Consider the following 15,408-nt stretch of genomic DNA (forward strand, 5'->3'; position numbering starts at 1 on the left):
GCATCGGGTTTTCTTATAGCTTACGAAAATTTCTTTTGTGCAAAACAGACTTTTTCATAATCTAACCCGATGTACAACCCTTCTGTGAGATTTCCGCGTCAATGTCCCGGTCGTGCGGCCAAAGGTGGTGGAAACAACCGCGCTGGGCGCGGCCTATGCCGCAGGCCTGGCCGTGGGGTACTGGGAAAACATCGATGACCTGCGCGCCAACTGGGAAGTGGATCGCACCTGGCAGCCCACAATGCCGCCAGAGCAGCGTAACCGCTACCTCGCATGGTGGAAGAAGGCAGTACAGAAATCCTTTGACTGGGCGGAATAATCCGGCTCCGGCTCAATACATAAGGAAACAGGCCAATGAATCGGGAATTCCTGGGCGAGCTTATTTCCGAAGCTCTTGCCGTATTCATCATCATCGCTTTTGGTGATTCAGTGGCGGCGATGTACCTCCTCTATGACCCAAGCCCTTACCTGCATGCCTACTGGGGCGTATGCATTGTATGGGGGCTGGGGGTCACTGTTGCCATCTATGCCACCGGGTCGGTTTCGGGCACGCATGCCAACCCGGCGGTCACGCTGGCGCTGGCGACCTACCGTGCCTTCCCGTGGAAAAAGGTGGTCCCCTACTGGGTCGCGCAGATCGTCGGCGGCTTTCTGGGGGCGGCGCTGGTTTACGCGCTGTATTACCCCGTCATCAACCACTTCAACGACCTGCACCAGATGACCCGCGCAGGTGGTGGCGGGATGGGGGTGTTCTTTACCGCGCCCGCGCCGGGCATAACCATATGGCATGCCTTCAGCGATGAAATCATCCTGACGGCCATACTGGTATTCGGCATTTTCGCCATTACCGAACAGTATAACGAAATGGCACCAGGCGCCAATTTCGGCGCGCTGATCATAGGTTTCCTGGTCGCGGCCATTGGTGCCTCCATGGGATATCTCGAGGCATGGGCCATCAACCCGGCCCGTGACCTGGGACCACGGATGTTCGCCTATATTGCAGGCTGGCATGGATCCGCCCTTCCCGCAGCGGGTCATTACTGGTGGGTTCCCGTTGCCGGTCCGCTGATTGGCGGCCTGCTGGGGGCAACGGCCTATGAATACCTGATCTACCCCTTCCTGCCCGCGCAACTGCGCGCGCAGAAGGCCCTGCAGAGCAAAATCGTGGAAGAGACAGTCATCATGGGAAAATGAGGCCCCTCTCCCGTGCATCCTTCCCTCCGGCAATGTGAGGGCAGGATTTGACCGGATCCGCCACCCCAACACAAAGGAACGGGCCAAGCAGATGGATGTCGTCATCGGCATTGATGTCGGAACAGGCAGCGCGCGTGCCGGCGTTTTCACACTGGACGGCCACAAGCTGGGTGCTGGCAGCACGCCAACCCGCACGTGGCAGCCACGTGCCAATTACATGCAGCAGTCCTCCGGTGATATCTGGCGTGCGGTGTGCGACAGCGTTGCCATCGCCATGCCCATGGCACGGGATACGGCCGGGGAGGCGCTGGATGTGCGTGGCATCGGGTTTGACGCCACCTGCTCGCTGGTGGTGGTCGGCCCCGATGGGCAGCCACTTTCCATCGATGCGGATGGCGCATCGGAACAGGACGTGATCCTGTGGATGGATCACCGCGCCATGGCCGAGGCCGCGGAGATCAATGCAGGCCATCACGATGTGCTGCGTTACGTGGGCGGCGTGATTTCGCCCGAGATGGAAACACCGAAGCTGTTATGGCTCAGACGTCATCTGCCCGATGTGTTCGCGCGCGCCGCCCTTTTCCTTGACCTGCCGGATTACCTGACCTGGCGCGCAACCGGGGCAGATTCGCGCTCACGCTGTTCAACCGTGTGCAAATGGACCTACCTTGCCCATGAAAACCGTTGGGATGACGGCTATTTCCGGGCCATAGGCCTTGGCGTGCTGGCCGATGAGGGCTACCGCCGTATCGGCACGGACATCAGGCCGCTTGGGGGGCGTGTCGGACATGGGCTCGATACGCGGGCGGCCGTGGAACTTGGCCTTCTGGCCGGGACGCCTGTCGCGGTTTCCGCCATTGATGCGCATGCCGGCGGCATCGGCATGATGGGCGGCACGGTTGATGGCGAACCACCCGCGTTCGACAGGCGACTGGCGCTGATTGGCGGCACATCGAGCTGCCATATGGCGGTCTCCTCCCAACCGCGTTTCGTGGCGGGTGTATGGGGCCCCTATCGCGATGCCATGCTGCCCGGCATGTGGCTGAATGAAGCGGGCCAGTCAGCCACCGGCAGCCTGATTGACTTCATCATCACGACCCATCCCGCCACACCGGCATTGCGCCGGCAGGCCGAAAACGAAGGCAGGACGATCTATCAGGTCCTGAACGACCTGCTTGGCGCATCCGAAGGCGACGGGCCTGCCGGCGCACTGACAGAAGACCTGCACGTCATGCCGGATTTCCATGGCAACCGTTCCCCCCATGCCGACCCGACCCTGCACGGCATGATCAGCGGGCTTGGCCTGAGTGCCACGGCGCACGATCTGGCGTTACTGTATCTGGCGACCATACAGGCCCTGGCCTATGGCACGCGCGATATCGTGGGGGTGCTGAACGGACAGGGCTATGCGATCGATACGATCATCGCGACCGGCGGGGGAACGAAAAACCCCGTTTTCGTGCGTGAACATGCCAATGCCACCGGCTGTCGCATCCTGTTGCCCGAAGAACCTGATTCCGTGCTGCTGGGCAGTGCGATACTGGCGGCGGTGGCAGCGGGGGCATATCCCACGATCAGGGAGGCCATGACCGCCATGACACGCATCCGCGCGGAAATACGGCCATGCGCCCACAGTGCCGGTTTTCATGCCAGGAAATTCGAAGTCTTTACCCGGATGTATGCCGATCAGGTCCGCTACAGGCAGATCATGAACAAATAAGGCTGGCGTCAGGGGAACCCGGACGTTTCCATGGCGCTTTACACAAAAATCCAGGCGCCGGACATTCGGGTCAAATACCGCCCAAAAAACCGAAAAAAATCAATAAAGGGTATTTCGATGGCGACTTTCAGGATACTTGCCTGCATGACCGTTGTCGGCATGCTGCTGGGCGGTGGTGCCCGGGCGGCCAGCACGCTGACGATCGCCACCGTCAATAATGGCGACATGATCATCATGAAACAGCTGTCGGGGGAGTTCGAGAAAACCCATCCCGATATTCACCTGAACTGGGTCACGCTGGAGGAAAATGTCCTGCGCCAGCGCGTGACGACCGATATCGCAACCCATGCGGGGCAGTTCGATATCCTGACCATTGGTAATTACGAAGTTCCCATCTGGGCAAAGCAGGGATGGCTGGCCGAACTCAAACCCGGTGCCGATTACGACATGGATGATATCGTGCCCTCCGTGCGCGCCGGGCTGAGCGTGGATTCCAGGCTGTATGCCCTGCCGTTCTATGCGGAAAGCGTCATGACCTATTACCGGACCGACCTGTTCCAGAAGGCCGGGCTGACCATGCCGCAGCCCCCCACCTATGACCAGATCCGCACCTATGCCGACAGGATCACGGACAGGGACAGCCAGACCTACGGGCTGTGCCTGCGCGGCAAGCCGGGATGGGGGGAGAACATGGCCTATGTCTCCTCGCTGGTGAATACGTTCGGCGGGCAGTGGTTCGGCGAAGGATGGAAGCCGATGCTCGACACGCCGGAATGGAAGGCGGCCCTGCAGTGGTATGTATCGGCCATGAAGGCCGACGGGCCACCCGGGGCGACATCGAATGGCTTTAATGAAAACCTGGCCCTGTTCGCCAGCGGGCATTGCGGCATATGGGTTGATTCGACCGTTGCGGGCGGCCTGCTGTTTGACCCCAAACAGTCGCATGTGGCGGATCGGGTCGGCTTTGCCGCCGCCCCCACCGGTCCGTACGGCAAGGGGCCGACATGGCTGTGGAGCTGGAACCTTGCCATTCCTACGTCCTCCCGCCATGCCGATGATGCACGCCTTTTCATCGAATGGGCGACGTCCAAAGCCTATGTCCAGCTTGTGGCGCAGCATGAAGGCTGGGTGGCGGTACCGGCAGGAACCCGTGTATCCACCTACAACAATCCGGATTACCAGAAGGCCGCCCCGTTCGCCTCGTTCGTCCATACCGCCATCGACACGGCCAACCCCAATGGCCAGACGAAACAGCCCCGTCCCTATGGCGGCGCGCAGTTTGTCGGTATCGCCCCCTTCCAGGCCATCGGCACGCAGGTTGGTCAGACCATCGCGGCAACGCTGTCGGGACAGATGACGGTGGAACAGGCACTGGGTGCGGCACAGGCATCCGTGACACGGACCATGCGCCAGTCCGGTTACCTGCACTGATGGGGACGAACATGAACAGAACGGCAGTACATCCGCCCCTGACGGTTCATCCCGCAGGCAGCGCCGCCCACACCAGGCGCGCCCGGAGCTTCGTATTGCAGTCGCCCGCGATCATCCTGCTGCTGGTGTGGTCGGTGGTGCCGCTGCTCATGACGCTGTGGTATTCCGTGCGCAATTACAATCTGGTGGACCCGACCCAGCAGGGCTTCGCCGGCCTCAACAATTACTGGTACCTGCTGACCGACCCGGATTTCATGACATCGCTGAAGAACACGGCCATCCTGGTGGGCGGCGTGCTGGCGATATCGGTGGGATTGGGAACGTTGCTGGCGGTTCTGTATAACGAGGAATTCGCAGGGCGCGGCATTGCGCGCATCCTTGTCATCTCCCCGTTCTTCGTGATGCCCACTGTTGCCGCCCTGCTGTGGAAGAACCTCATGCTGCACCCGATCTATGGCGTGTATTCCGCCATGATGCGGGCCGTAGGCCTTACGCCCGTTGACTGGCTGTCACGCTATCCCCTGGCAACGCTGGTGATGATCGTGACATGGGAATGGCTGCCCTTTGCGACCCTGATCCTGCTGACCGCCATCCAGTCGCTTGATACGGAACAGAAGGAAGCCGCCCGCATGGATGGCGCGGGCATGGTGGCGCAGTTCATCAACATCACCCTGCCCCACCTGTCGCGTGCGATTACTGTCGTGATCATGATCGAGACGATCTTCCTGCTGACCATATTTGCCGAAATCTCGGTCACCACGGCGGGGGGGCCTGGCGTTGCCTCCACCAACCTCGCCTTCCTCATCTATTCACGCGCCCTGCTGCAATTCGACGTGGGCGGGGCCTCGGCCGGCGGGGTCATCGCCATTGTCGTCGCCAACGTCGTGGCCGCCTTCCTGCTGCGCGCCGTGGCCCGCAACCTGGAGACCTGAGATGGCAAGAACCAGCACACGCCTGCGCCATGCCGCAACCGGCATCGTGGCCTGGGCCATCGCATTATGGATGTTCTTCCCGATCCTGTGGATGTTCCTGAGCGGGTTCAAGAGTGAGCCGGATGCCATCGCCACGCCACCGCATCTGTTCTTCAGCCCCACATTTTCAAGCTATCGGGATGTCTTCGCGCGGGAGGATTACTGGCATTTCGCCACCAACAGCATCGTGATTTCGGTCATGGCAACATTGGTGGCGTTGCTTGTCTCCATTCCCGCCGCCTATGCCATGGCGTTTCTGCCGGGGCCGCGCACGCGCCTGACCCTTTTGTGGATGCTGTCCACGCGCATGCTGCCTTCGGTCGGGGTGCTGGTACCGATCTACCTGCTGGCGCGCGCCACCGGCCTGCTGGACAGCAGGACGGGGCTGATCCTGATCTACATGCTGACCAACCTGCCCATTACGGTGTGGATGCTCTATACCTTCTTTCGGGAAGTGCCAGTTCCCATACTCGAAGCCGGGCGGATGGACGGGGCGACACGCTGGCAGGAAGTCACGCAGGTGCTGATGCCGCTGGCGCTGCCGGGCATTGCCTCGACCGGGCTGCTTTCCCTGATCCTGTGCTGGAATGAAACGTTCTGGTCACTGAACCTGACCTCCTCCGTCGCGGCACCGCTGACAACATTCATTGCCTCCTTCTCCTCACCCGAAGGACTGTTTTTCGCCAAGTTGTCCGCCGCCTCCACGCTGGCTGTGGCGCCCATCATGGTCTTTGGCTGGGCCAGCCAGAAACAGCTTGTACGCGGCCTGACATTCGGGGCGGTGAAATAGGGCCTGCGGGCCTGCAACTGGTGCAACAAGCCAGAGGAGCATGACATGGCGACCGTGGAACTGCGTAACCTGCGCAAGACCTATCTGTCTGAAGAAATCATCAAGGGCATCTCGCTGGTCATTGCGGAGCGGGAGTTCGTCGTCTTTGTCGGCCCCTCGGGGTGTGGCAAATCCACCCTGCTGCGCATGATCGCGGGACTGGAAGACATAAGCGCGGGTGACCTGCTGATCGACGGGAAGCGGGTGAACGACACCGAACCCGCGCAGCGCGGGGTTGCGATGGTCTTTCAGTCCTATGCGCTGTATCCGCACATGAATGTCTATCGCAACATGGAGTTTTCCCTCCGGCTTGCCGGCATGCCCGAAGCCGAACGGCGGCAGCGGATCGGTGACGTGGCGCGCATCCTGCAGCTTGAAGCCTATCTTGATCACAAGCCGGGCCAGCTTTCGGGCGGCCAGCGGCAGCGCGTTGCGATCGGACGTGCGATCGTACGCAACCCCAAGGTCTTTCTGTTCGATGAACCGCTGTCCAATCTTGATGCCGCCCTGCGCGGGCAGATGCGCGTGGAACTGGCCAGTCTGCACCGGCGACTGGGGGCAACCACGATCTATGTCACCCATGACCAGGTGGAAGCCATGACCATGGCCGACAGGATCGTGGTCCTCAACAGGGGTGTCGTGGAACAGATAGGCACCCCGCTGGAACTCTATCACCGGCCCCACAACCTGTTTGTCGCACGTTTCATGGGATCGCCCCCCATGAACCTGCTGCCCGCGACGATCGGTTCCCCTGCCCCCGACGGAAGCGTGCAGGTGCGGGCGGGAACGATCAGCGTTTCCATCCCCATCCGGCAGGCCGGGCTGGAGTCTGGTGCGGCTGCCACGCTGGGCATACGGCCTGAACATATCCTTATTGACCCGAAAGGAACCGTACAGGGCATGGTCGAGGTCAGCGAGCGGCTGGGGGCGGTCACCCTGCTGCACGTACGCCTGCCTGACGGGCAGATGATCGTCGTGCAGACAGGCGGCGACAATACCAACCGCGCCGATACCCCCTTACGCATGACGTTCGAGGAAGAACATTGCCACCTGTTTGACGCAAAAGGCATGGCGCTGCCCCGCAAGGTGGACCATCCCCTGCTGTCAGACGCATGATAAACGGCTTTCCCGTTCAGGATACAGACATATGTATACGGAAAAACTCCGCCTTGACGGGCGCGTTGCGGTTGTAACCGGCGGCGCGCAGAATATTGGCCTGGCCTGCGTTACGGCGCTGGCGGAATTTGGCGCCAGCGTCGTCATTGCCGATCGTGACACCGGACTGGCGGCACACGCCGTGACCGAACTGGTGGCGCAGGGGCTGAATGTATCGGCCGTGGAACTTGACGTGACCGATACGGCGCAGGTGGATGCCTGCGCCGCACATGTCAGGGGCGGGAAAGGATATGTCGATATCCTGGTCTGCAGCGCCGGGATCTGCATTTCCGAAGTCCCGGCCGAGGACATGACGGATGAGCAGTGGCTGAAACAGGTTGATATCAACCTCAACGGCATTTTCCGCTGCTGCCGGGCATTTGGCCGCATCATGCTGGAACAGGGGCATGGCACGATTGTAAATATCGGGTCCATGTCAGGCCAGATCGTCAACCGCCCACAGGAACAGGCAGCCTATAACGCATCAAAGGCGGGGGTGCATCAATATACACGCTCACTCGCGGCGGAATGGGCCACGCGCGGCGTGCGTGTGAATGCGGTGGCCCCTACCTATATCGACACGACCCTGACCCGCTTTGGCATGGACAATCCACGCCTGTATGACGCATGGCTGGATGGCACCCCCATGCACCGCGTGGGACAACCCGACGAGGTCGCCTCGGTCGTGCAGTTTCTGGCATCGGATGCCGCCAGCCTGATGACCGGGGCAATTGTCAATGTCGATGCCGGGTTTACCGTATGGTAGATTACCGAAGGGGCTATGGAAGTAATTTCTTGCCCCTGACGTATGCGGGGCAGTTCCTTCTTTTTTACTGATACGCTGAAGACACTGCGTGGATATACAGAGCCTATCCCGGCGTGCCGAGCTTCTGCTCCAGCCCGTGGATCGCCATGTTCAGGCCAAAGTGAAAACCTTCATCCGGATCGCTGTCGAGCATGTAACGCCAGGCTGATGCGGAGGCGGGATATCGTTCCAGAAGAGACTGGAGATCAGAAGATTGGTCATGATCTGGACGTTTTTCGCCAAACGTCTGCTCTTCCCCGGTAAATCCGATCACATAATAGAGGATTGAGAAGGTACCCCACGCCGCAGTTCCGTTGTCCACGCCTGCGTCCCTGAGAGCAGCAATCATCTGTGCGGTGATCCTTGGCGTCAGCACCCTATCAGAAACCGTCGGGGCCATCCGGCCCTACACACTCAGGGACGTGGCCAGAAAAATCACTGCCGATGTCCTGATCCTGGTCGGCGAACACGACCACTTCATCCCCGCCTCCCAGGCTAACGATTTCGCAAAAACCTGCACCGCCGCACGATCCGTCGAAACCGTCACTTTCGATACCCTCTCCGGCGGCGCCGAACACTGCCAGCTCGGCGCCCAGACCCTCTGGCACGCTGCTTTCTTCAGCTGGATGATCCGCCACTTCGGTTAAGGCTGGGGTTTGCTCAGACCGGACATGGAAGCATGCCGTGACAGGGTCCGGCATCCTTTCGACTTTGCCATAAAAAATCCTGTCTCCATGCGCGTCAACACGTGTTTCAATGGAATCCTGACGGTTTTTCGGTTTTACTCCGGAATGTGTGGATCAAAGGCGGACTTATCGACGCAGGGACGCCAGACCTGTCTTTTCAGTCCCAGTGCGGCCAGCCTGTCACCAATGATCCAACCCCAGCGTGCCCGGCGCTGCCCCAGGGTAGGAATGCGCCAGATATCGACGGGCAGGGAAAAAAACGGGTTGTGCCGCCCATAGGCCCAGATCTCGGCCCGGAAGCAGGCCCCCTTGCCATAACCCCTGGCATGAAAGCCACCGGTATCAGCCACAATCAGGCTATTGGCCGGCATATCGAGCGTTACAGGCGGGCCATAACCCATGGCGGCAAGCTCTTCACGCGTGACGCGTGGCGAACCGCGGCCGGTCAGGCGGTTCATGGCCCGGGCGGCGCCCATGCTCATGGTCTTCTCCCACGCCATGCGACCTGGGGTGATGCGATGGGAACCGGGCACATAAACCAGCGGCCCGCCATCGGCCTTTACATCTGTCAGCGTGAACCATGCCTTGACCGTTGGATGGAACGTATCCGCATGGAGATCAGTCTGTGGATCTGGCGGTCCCTTTACCACCTTCGACAGTATGGTCTGGATATAATATATCGGCTCGACATCATGACTGCCTACGTAGCGGATGAGATCACGCCACGCCCGCATGCCCAGAAACCGACGCAAGACTGGCATGTTCTTCAGGGCATCCGGATCCAGTGCGATGCGGCGGGTTACCGTGTCGCCCTGTACCGTTTCACGTGCCACGGTCCGAAAGGCGCGTACTTCCTTAAGCAGTCTGTCAAATTCCCGATGCGGAAGCACGTCATGCACCACGATGAAGCCGTTACGCTCAAACTCCTCGATACGCTCTGGAGGAATCAGGTGCGCCATGCCGCGACGTCGTCGGGCGGCGGCATGATGTGCCAGTTTCTGCCGAACGACATGTAACCCGCAGGCATTGAGAAAGGGATGGCCGATGATCGGATTGTCCCTGAATGACTTGTATCCGGTCAGAAGCTGGAGTCCCCAGATCGGCCCCATGAACAGGCGTCGAACCATAAGGCGGGCAGCAAGATACCATTCATGAAGGACGGACATCATGCATACCTGTAAATGTTACGTGTCCCTGATGTTTCGGGCTTAATCTGGTCCATTATGAACACCTTTGAAAACTTGGCACGTATGATGCCTCGGGAGAGAAATAAATATTGCTGCAAAAGGAATCGTGAACAGGAATGTGTAAGTGTCGCAATCGTCACGGGTTGCAATAAATCATCATCCTTTAGAATCGATAAACATATTTTTGGTCTCACAATGGACTGCTTGCGATGATTGACCCGGTTTCATATTTGGAATATCCGCCTCTCTATTCCTTCCTGATCAGTTCCAGACCGTCCTCATATGTCGTCACGGAAAACCCGGGGAAATGGTGTTTGAATTTGGTTGAGTCGAAGAGATTGTCCTGCTCGTAACGGGGCAGCAATTCCCTGATCTCGCGTACCTTTTTTGAAAAAATACCTGCAATGATCAGTGGCCATTTTCCGATGACCGAATAAGAAGGCGCTCGTCCGAAAATCCTGCTCGCCATGGTGACAAATATCTTGTAGGTCGGCCGATCGTCACAGCACGGCAGATGCCAGGTCTGTCCGAAAGCTTCCGGTGTATTGCCCAGCGTTGCCAGCGCACGGCTTGCATCCGGCGTCCAGATGAGGGTCCGGCGCGTATCGTCACGGACCGGAACCAGCGGTCTTCTGCCTGCTTTCAGCCTGTCAATGATCAGGGCGTTGGTGAAGCTCTGGGTTTTCCCCGGGCCATAGAATTCCGGTGCGCGGGCGATAAGCACTGGGATGTCCCCGCGTGTCATTTCCTGCAGCACCATGGTGGCCATTGCCGCGCGCACGCGTCCTTTCCGGCCAACCGGCGCAAAGCGCGTTTCCTCCGTCTGGATCTGGCTGTTCTGCGGATACATGTAGGTATTGTCGAAATAGGCAAAGCTGGCCCCCGCCATCCGGCACGCCTGCAGGGCATTCCTCAGCATAACGGGAAACTGTTCTTCCCAGAGTTTGCTGTCAGGGGGCAGGCCGGCCGTGAAATAGACGATCCGGCTGCCTTTCACTGCCTGTATCGTCTGCCCTGCATCCAGCAGGTCCGCCGCCATAAGCGTGTCGTCTTCATTGACCTTGCGGGGATGGCGGCTCACAAGCCGCAACGCCCCCGTATGATGCTGATGTAATGTCCGCACCAGTTCCGTGGCGATCTGACCATTTGCGCCCAGTATTGTCTGCATGTGAGGCTGCCTCCATGATGTCCGGTAGGTTTGCCCTTACACCGTTACCCTTAAAGTCAGATTTAATGTCAAACCGTAGATTGACCTTCAACCGGGCTTGAACGTTACAGGATGATGATCAGAAACGCTGCCGCATGAGAGGGGTCAGCCATGAACCGTCGCATCCTTCACGTTGTCACCAACACCGCTTATTTCGGCAATTCCACGCATCCGACCGGATTATGGCTGTCGGAACTGACGCATGCGTGGGACGTATTTGCCGCCAGCGGTCATGAACAACGCATTGTCAGCCCAAAAGGCGGCAGGGTTCCGCTTGATCCGCGTGCATTGAAGTGGCCGATGCGCGATGCCTCCGCCAGGGCCTGGCTGGCCGATTCGGCAAAAATGGCCCTGCTCTCTTCAACGCCCTCCCCCGCAGACATCAATCCGGACGATTATGACGCGATCTACTTCACCGGCGGTCATGGCGTAATGTGGGATTTTCCCGACAATGAGGGCCTTCAGACCATCACCCGCGCACTATGGGAAAAGGGCGGCATTGTCTCCGCTGTCTGTCATGGATATTGCGGGCTGCTGAACACCCGGCTTGCAGATGGTTCGTTTCTGGTCCGCGGTCGGAAAATCACCGGATTTTCATGGACCGAGGAGAGGCTGGCGGGTGTCGCACGCGAAATTCCCTACAACGCGGAAGCGCAGATGAAGGCACGGGGCGCGATTTATGAAAAGGCGCTGCTTCCGTTCATGTCTCATGTCGTGACGGATGGACGGCTGGTGACGGGACAGAACCCCTTTTCCGCCAGGGCGACCGCAAGGAAGGTGGTGGCGCTTCTGGATAGGGCTTAACGGGCGGCCGTCTTTTTACGGCGGCCCGGGCTTACCGACTGACGGCGGTCTGTCGTATCCAGAAGGCGGATATCGTCCGACGTGACGTCGAGGGCTTCGGGGTGTTCCGCAAGCATGTTCGTCAGGACACGATGCGCATTGGCTGCACAGTCCATGTCGTCGGGGCGTGCCTGAATATCCTCAATCAGACAGAGCAGATGCACCCTACTCTGGGCCAGGCGTGCCTGCAGGGCCTCGATATCCGCAATCTTGCGTGTCAGGGCATCCATCAATGTAGCATGGTCCCAGTGTTTCAGGTCAGGAGGCAGCAGGGTGCGGATTTCATCCAGTGTAAACCCGGCCCGCTGCGCCGTTGTGATAAGACCCAGGATCATCACGGCCTGCTGTGGATAGGTCCGGTATCCGTTGGGCCGACGGTCAACCGTTTTCAGCAGTCCGATGCGCTCATAGAACCGGATCCTCGATGGCGTAAGGCCACTCAGCCGTGCCAGTTCTCCAATCCTCATATCCGGTTTCCCATTCCAGATTTACCTTGACGTTGAACTTATGTTCAACGTTAGCGTCTGGGCAATATAAGCTCTGAATTGTTCAGGAGACGTATCATGTCATTCGTAACGACGTCCGATGGCACGGAAATTTTCTATAAGGACTGGGGACCGAAGAATGCCCAGCCGATCGTCTTCCATCATGGATGGCCGCTCAGCGCCGATGACTGGGACACGCAGATGCTGTTTTTCCTGAGCAAGGGATTTCGCGTGATCGCCCATGACCGTCGCGGTCATGGGCGTTCGGCACAGGTGAGCGATGGGCACGACATGGATCATTATGCGGCGGATACATCGGCCGTTGTCGAACATCTCGACCTGAAAAACGCCATTCATGTCGGACATTCGACTGGCGGGGGCCAGGTTGCCCGCTATGTCGCGAAATATGGTCAGCCGCAAGGACGTGTCTCCAGGGCCGTGCTCATCAGTTCCGTACCGCCCCTGATGGTTCAGACGGACCGCAGCCCTGATGGCACACCGATCGCCGTCCTGAACGGACTACGTGCGGGGCTTGCGGCCAATCGCGCGCAGTTCTTTGTCGATGTGGCCAGCGGACCGTTCTACGGCTTCAACCGCCCGGGAGCAGAAGTTTCGGAAGGCACGATCCGCAACTGGTGGCGTCAGGGCATGATGGGCAGCGCCAAGGCCCATTACGAGGGTATCAAGGCATTCTCCGAAACGGATCAGACCGAGGATCTGAAAGCCATCACAGTGCCGGTGCTTGTGCTGCAGGGCGATGATGATCAGGTCGTGCCTTACCAGAACGCGGCGGTCCTTCAGGACAGGCTACTTCAGGACAGCACGCTGAAGATATATCCCGGTTATCCGCATGGCATGCACACGACACATGCAGACGTCATCAATGCGGATATCCTGACGTTCATTACCGGATGATGATCGCATCATAACGATGTGACGTTTAGCGTCAGCAGGTGGCCGTCCTGGCCTCTCCACCTGCTGTTGTGCGTTCAGTTCCCATCCCACCATGTCGCCACGCAGAAATCTGTCCGTCGATGTCGGCTTACGGTAACGTCGCTGAGGGACGGAATGTCTTGACATGAAGACGTATTCTGACGGCAGTTTCTGCTTCACGAACAGCGTATTCGCTTAATGGGGTAATGATCCATCTGTCCGTCTTCCGAAAGGAATGTGGCGTGTTCAGCTTGCGCCTGCGCCATCAGGAGATGATCAAACGGATCACGATGATGCAGAGGCAAAGACATAAGGATCTGCAGGTGTTCGGGTTGTATTTGCAGCAGAGAGAAACCTTCCGCAGGAATGGCTGCCAGAATGTCGTTCATATCCGCATCCAGTTTTCCGATACGGATTTTGATCGTAATCTCCCATAATGATACGATACTCACCAGAATATCGTGGACCGGATCTGCAATGATCTCCCGTGCATTCTCACCCAGCCGGTCGGAGTCCGAAAGCCACCAGAGCAACGCATGCGTATCGAGCAGAACCTTCACAGGTTGCGTTCCATGCTTTCAAGAATGTCCGGCGGCGTCTCATCAAAATCTTCGCTCATTCTGATCCGTCCTCGAAGAGCTCCTGGCTGACGGCGGGGGCGATAGGAAGGAGCTGGTGGCCGCAGTTCAGCCACAACCTCATCATGAGACGTCACGAGGATCGTACTGCCCTGTCTGACCTGACGCAGATAAGCTGTCAGGTTTCCCCGGAACTCCCGAACACCGATTTTCTGTGGGGATGCTGCGTTATCTGAAAGATGCTCGCTCATGGTCTCCTCCTTATGTGTCATCATATCATGTACACAGAAGGAGGAGGTAGAGAATTCCTAAGGCATATTCGATTTCAGAGATCAGTGGCTTCCGACAGTGCCAGAGCGTCCTCTACATCCACCCCAAGGTATCGAACCGTACTATCCAGTTTTGAATGACCCAGCAGGATCTGCACGACCCGGATATTGCCGGTTCGTTTGTAAATCATGGCAACCTTAGTCCGGCGGAGCGAATGAGTTCCATATTCCCCGGGGATAAGTCCTATCGCCTGAACCCATTGATCCAGAAGCCGGGCGTATTGCCTTGGCCGCAACCGACATGGCTGCTGCCGCTGCTGCGGCGTTCACCAGTGACGTGTCGGTACAGACCGGCCTGAACGCCGCCGCCGACAAGGGCGTTCTGACGCTGACCAGCGCGGAAACCGGCGAGTTCGTAAACGACATCGACGTGCGCATGAGCGCGCTGACGGCCGACCTCGTGCCGGGCATGACTGTGGCCGTCACCGCCATGTCCGGTGGCGCGGGCACCGTGGACCTGTCGCCCGCGCTGGCGCTGGTATCCAATGTCTGGTTCACCGATATCGTGTCTTGCCTGAATGATGCGGCCAACCTGACCGCGCTGGCGACGGAAGCCGAACGCCGGTATGGCGCGATGGTCAAGAAGGATGCCCACATCTATTACGGATATCGGGGCACCTACGGACAGGTTCTGGCGCTGGCGGAAACGCTGAACAGCCGGTTCATGACCTGCATTCCGGCGCAGAACCCGCGCTGGGCACCATGGATCGTCGCAGGTGTTGCCGGTGCCATCGCGGCGCAGGCCCTGAACAATGATCCGTCGCGGCAGTTGCGCACTCTGGAACTGACCGGCCTGACCGGGCTTGCCCCCGATGATGCCGACCTGTTCACGGACGCGATGCGCAACGTACTGCTGCAATCGGGCATGTCCACCTTCACCGTTGACCAGGACGGCACCGTGCCCATCGAGCGCATGGTGACCAACAACCAGACCGACGCGACCGGCAACACGACCAAGCACTACTTTGGCAGAATGCGTTTTGAGGTCTGGCATAGAAAGTTTCCACAGTGCGGGCATTGCCCGACGGGTGGTCGCAGGATGCGATCAAGAGTGG

19 protein-coding genes are annotated in these 15,408 nt (G+C 59.0%); 12 read left to right on the forward strand and 7 right to left on the reverse strand.

Going from position 1 to position 15,408, the window contains the following annotated elements:
- Window positions 1–124 precede the first annotated feature (124 nt).
- The 8 genes from CFR71_RS13875 to CFR71_RS13910 all read left to right on the forward strand — a co-directional run bounded on the left by CFR71_RS13875 (window position 125) and on the right by CFR71_RS13910 (window position 8,066).
- Complete coding sequence (locus CFR71_RS13875; RefSeq protein ID WP_239020428.1) at window positions 125–319, forward strand: hypothetical protein; 195 nt, start codon at window positions 125–127, stop codon at window positions 317–319.
- Between the two features lie 35 nt (window positions 320–354).
- Window positions 355–1,194: an MIP/aquaporin family protein gene (locus tag CFR71_RS13880; protein ID WP_110531941.1), complete on the forward strand. Its 840-nt coding sequence runs from the start codon at window positions 355–357 to the stop codon at window positions 1,192–1,194.
- A 91-nt stretch (window positions 1,195–1,285) separates the two neighbouring features.
- Window positions 1,286–2,914 carry an FGGY-family carbohydrate kinase gene (locus CFR71_RS13885; protein WP_110531943.1) on the forward strand — a complete coding sequence of 543 codons (1,629 nt, stop codon included), beginning with the start codon at window positions 1,286–1,288 and terminating at the stop codon, window positions 2,912–2,914.
- Window positions 2,915–3,058: 144 nt separating this feature from the next.
- Window positions 3,059–4,345: an ABC transporter substrate-binding protein gene (locus CFR71_RS13890; protein WP_408891859.1), complete on the forward strand. Its 1,287-nt coding sequence runs from the start codon at window positions 3,059–3,061 to the stop codon at window positions 4,343–4,345.
- A gap of 11 nt (window positions 4,346–4,356) precedes the next feature.
- On the forward strand, window positions 4,357–5,277 hold the full coding sequence (locus CFR71_RS13895; RefSeq protein ID WP_207781399.1) for a carbohydrate ABC transporter permease: 921 nt from the start codon (window positions 4,357–4,359) through the stop codon (window positions 5,275–5,277).
- 1 nt (window position 5,278) lies between these two features.
- Window positions 5,279–6,106, forward strand: a complete 828-nt coding sequence (locus CFR71_RS13900) for a carbohydrate ABC transporter permease (protein ID WP_110531947.1) — start codon at window positions 5,279–5,281, stop codon at window positions 6,104–6,106.
- Window positions 6,107–6,151: 45 nt separating this feature from the next.
- Window positions 6,152–7,261, forward strand: a complete 1,110-nt coding sequence (locus CFR71_RS13905; protein WP_110531949.1) for an ABC transporter ATP-binding protein — start codon at window positions 6,152–6,154, stop codon at window positions 7,259–7,261.
- 31 nt (window positions 7,262–7,292) lie between these two features.
- Window positions 7,293–8,066: an SDR family NAD(P)-dependent oxidoreductase gene (locus tag CFR71_RS13910; protein ID WP_110531951.1), complete on the forward strand. Its 774-nt coding sequence runs from the start codon at window positions 7,293–7,295 to the stop codon at window positions 8,064–8,066.
- A 103-nt stretch (window positions 8,067–8,169) separates the two neighbouring features.
- Here CFR71_RS13910 and CFR71_RS13915 read toward each other — a convergent pair whose 3' ends face one another.
- A complete protein-coding gene (locus tag CFR71_RS13915; protein WP_239020429.1) occupies window positions 8,170–8,454 on the reverse strand; it encodes a TetR/AcrR family transcriptional regulator C-terminal domain-containing protein in 285 nt (94 codons plus the stop codon).
- A gap of 7 nt (window positions 8,455–8,461) precedes the next feature.
- On the opposite strand from CFR71_RS13915, the gene CFR71_RS13920 reads away from it, so the two are divergent.
- Window positions 8,462–8,752 (forward strand): alpha/beta hydrolase family protein, encoded by a 291-nt coding sequence (locus tag CFR71_RS13920; RefSeq protein ID WP_239020430.1) that lies wholly within the window; start codon window positions 8,462–8,464, stop codon window positions 8,750–8,752.
- A gap of 134 nt (window positions 8,753–8,886) precedes the next feature.
- Here CFR71_RS13920 and CFR71_RS13925 read toward each other — a convergent pair whose 3' ends face one another.
- The gene (locus CFR71_RS13925; RefSeq protein ID WP_110531969.1) at window positions 8,887–9,918 is read right to left on the reverse strand and encodes a phytanoyl-CoA dioxygenase family protein; all 1,032 of its coding nucleotides are present in this window, start codon (window positions 9,916–9,918) and stop codon (window positions 8,887–8,889) included.
- Between the two features lie 307 nt (window positions 9,919–10,225).
- Entirely contained in the window at window positions 10,226–11,146 is a 921-nt protein-coding gene (locus CFR71_RS13930) for an SDR family oxidoreductase (protein ID WP_110531955.1), read from the reverse strand.
- A gap of 150 nt (window positions 11,147–11,296) precedes the next feature.
- Here CFR71_RS13930 and CFR71_RS13935 point away from each other — a divergent pair, with 150 nt between their 5' ends.
- Window positions 11,297–11,989, forward strand: a complete 693-nt coding sequence (locus tag CFR71_RS13935; protein ID WP_110531957.1) for a type 1 glutamine amidotransferase domain-containing protein — start codon at window positions 11,297–11,299, stop codon at window positions 11,987–11,989.
- Here CFR71_RS13935 and CFR71_RS13940 read toward each other — a convergent pair.
- The gene (locus tag CFR71_RS13940) at window positions 11,986–12,495 is read right to left on the reverse strand and encodes a MerR family transcriptional regulator (protein ID WP_110531959.1); all 510 of its coding nucleotides are present in this window, start codon (window positions 12,493–12,495) and stop codon (window positions 11,986–11,988) included. The two genes, CFR71_RS13935 and CFR71_RS13940, sit on opposite strands and share 4 nt — an antisense overlap.
- A gap of 96 nt (window positions 12,496–12,591) precedes the next feature.
- On the opposite strand from CFR71_RS13940, the gene CFR71_RS13945 reads away from it, so the two are divergent.
- Window positions 12,592–13,428, forward strand: a complete 837-nt coding sequence (locus CFR71_RS13945) for an alpha/beta fold hydrolase (protein WP_110531961.1) — start codon at window positions 12,592–12,594, stop codon at window positions 13,426–13,428.
- Between the two features lie 194 nt (window positions 13,429–13,622).
- On the opposite strand, the gene CFR71_RS13950 is transcribed toward CFR71_RS13945, so the two are convergent.
- From CFR71_RS13950 to CFR71_RS13960, 3 genes are read right to left on the reverse strand one after another with little or no spacing between them, the layout of a single operon-like run.
- Window positions 13,623–14,006 (reverse strand): type II toxin-antitoxin system VapC family toxin, encoded by a 384-nt coding sequence (locus tag CFR71_RS13950; RefSeq protein WP_110531963.1) that lies wholly within the window; start codon window positions 14,004–14,006, stop codon window positions 13,623–13,625.
- Window positions 14,003–14,299 carry a type II toxin-antitoxin system Phd/YefM family antitoxin gene (locus CFR71_RS13955; protein ID WP_110531965.1) on the reverse strand — a complete coding sequence of 99 codons (297 nt, stop codon included), beginning with the start codon at window positions 14,297–14,299 and terminating at the stop codon, window positions 14,003–14,005. The genes CFR71_RS13950 and CFR71_RS13955 overlap by 4 nt, the downstream gene beginning before the upstream one ends.
- Before the next feature lie 50 nt (window positions 14,300–14,349).
- Window positions 14,350–14,589 carry a tyrosine-type recombinase/integrase gene (locus CFR71_RS13960; RefSeq protein ID WP_207781400.1) on the reverse strand — a complete coding sequence of 80 codons (240 nt, stop codon included), beginning with the start codon at window positions 14,587–14,589 and terminating at the stop codon, window positions 14,350–14,352.
- 5 nt (window positions 14,590–14,594) lie between these two features.
- On the opposite strand from CFR71_RS13960, the gene CFR71_RS13965 reads away from it, so the two are divergent.
- On the forward strand, window positions 14,595–15,408 hold an 814-nt coding region (locus CFR71_RS13965), incomplete at its 3' end, for a phage tail sheath subtilisin-like domain-containing protein (protein WP_207781401.1).

This window comes from Novacetimonas pomaceti (genome assembly GCF_003207955.1).
Lineage (GTDB): Bacteria > Pseudomonadota > Alphaproteobacteria > Acetobacterales > Acetobacteraceae > Novacetimonas > Novacetimonas pomaceti.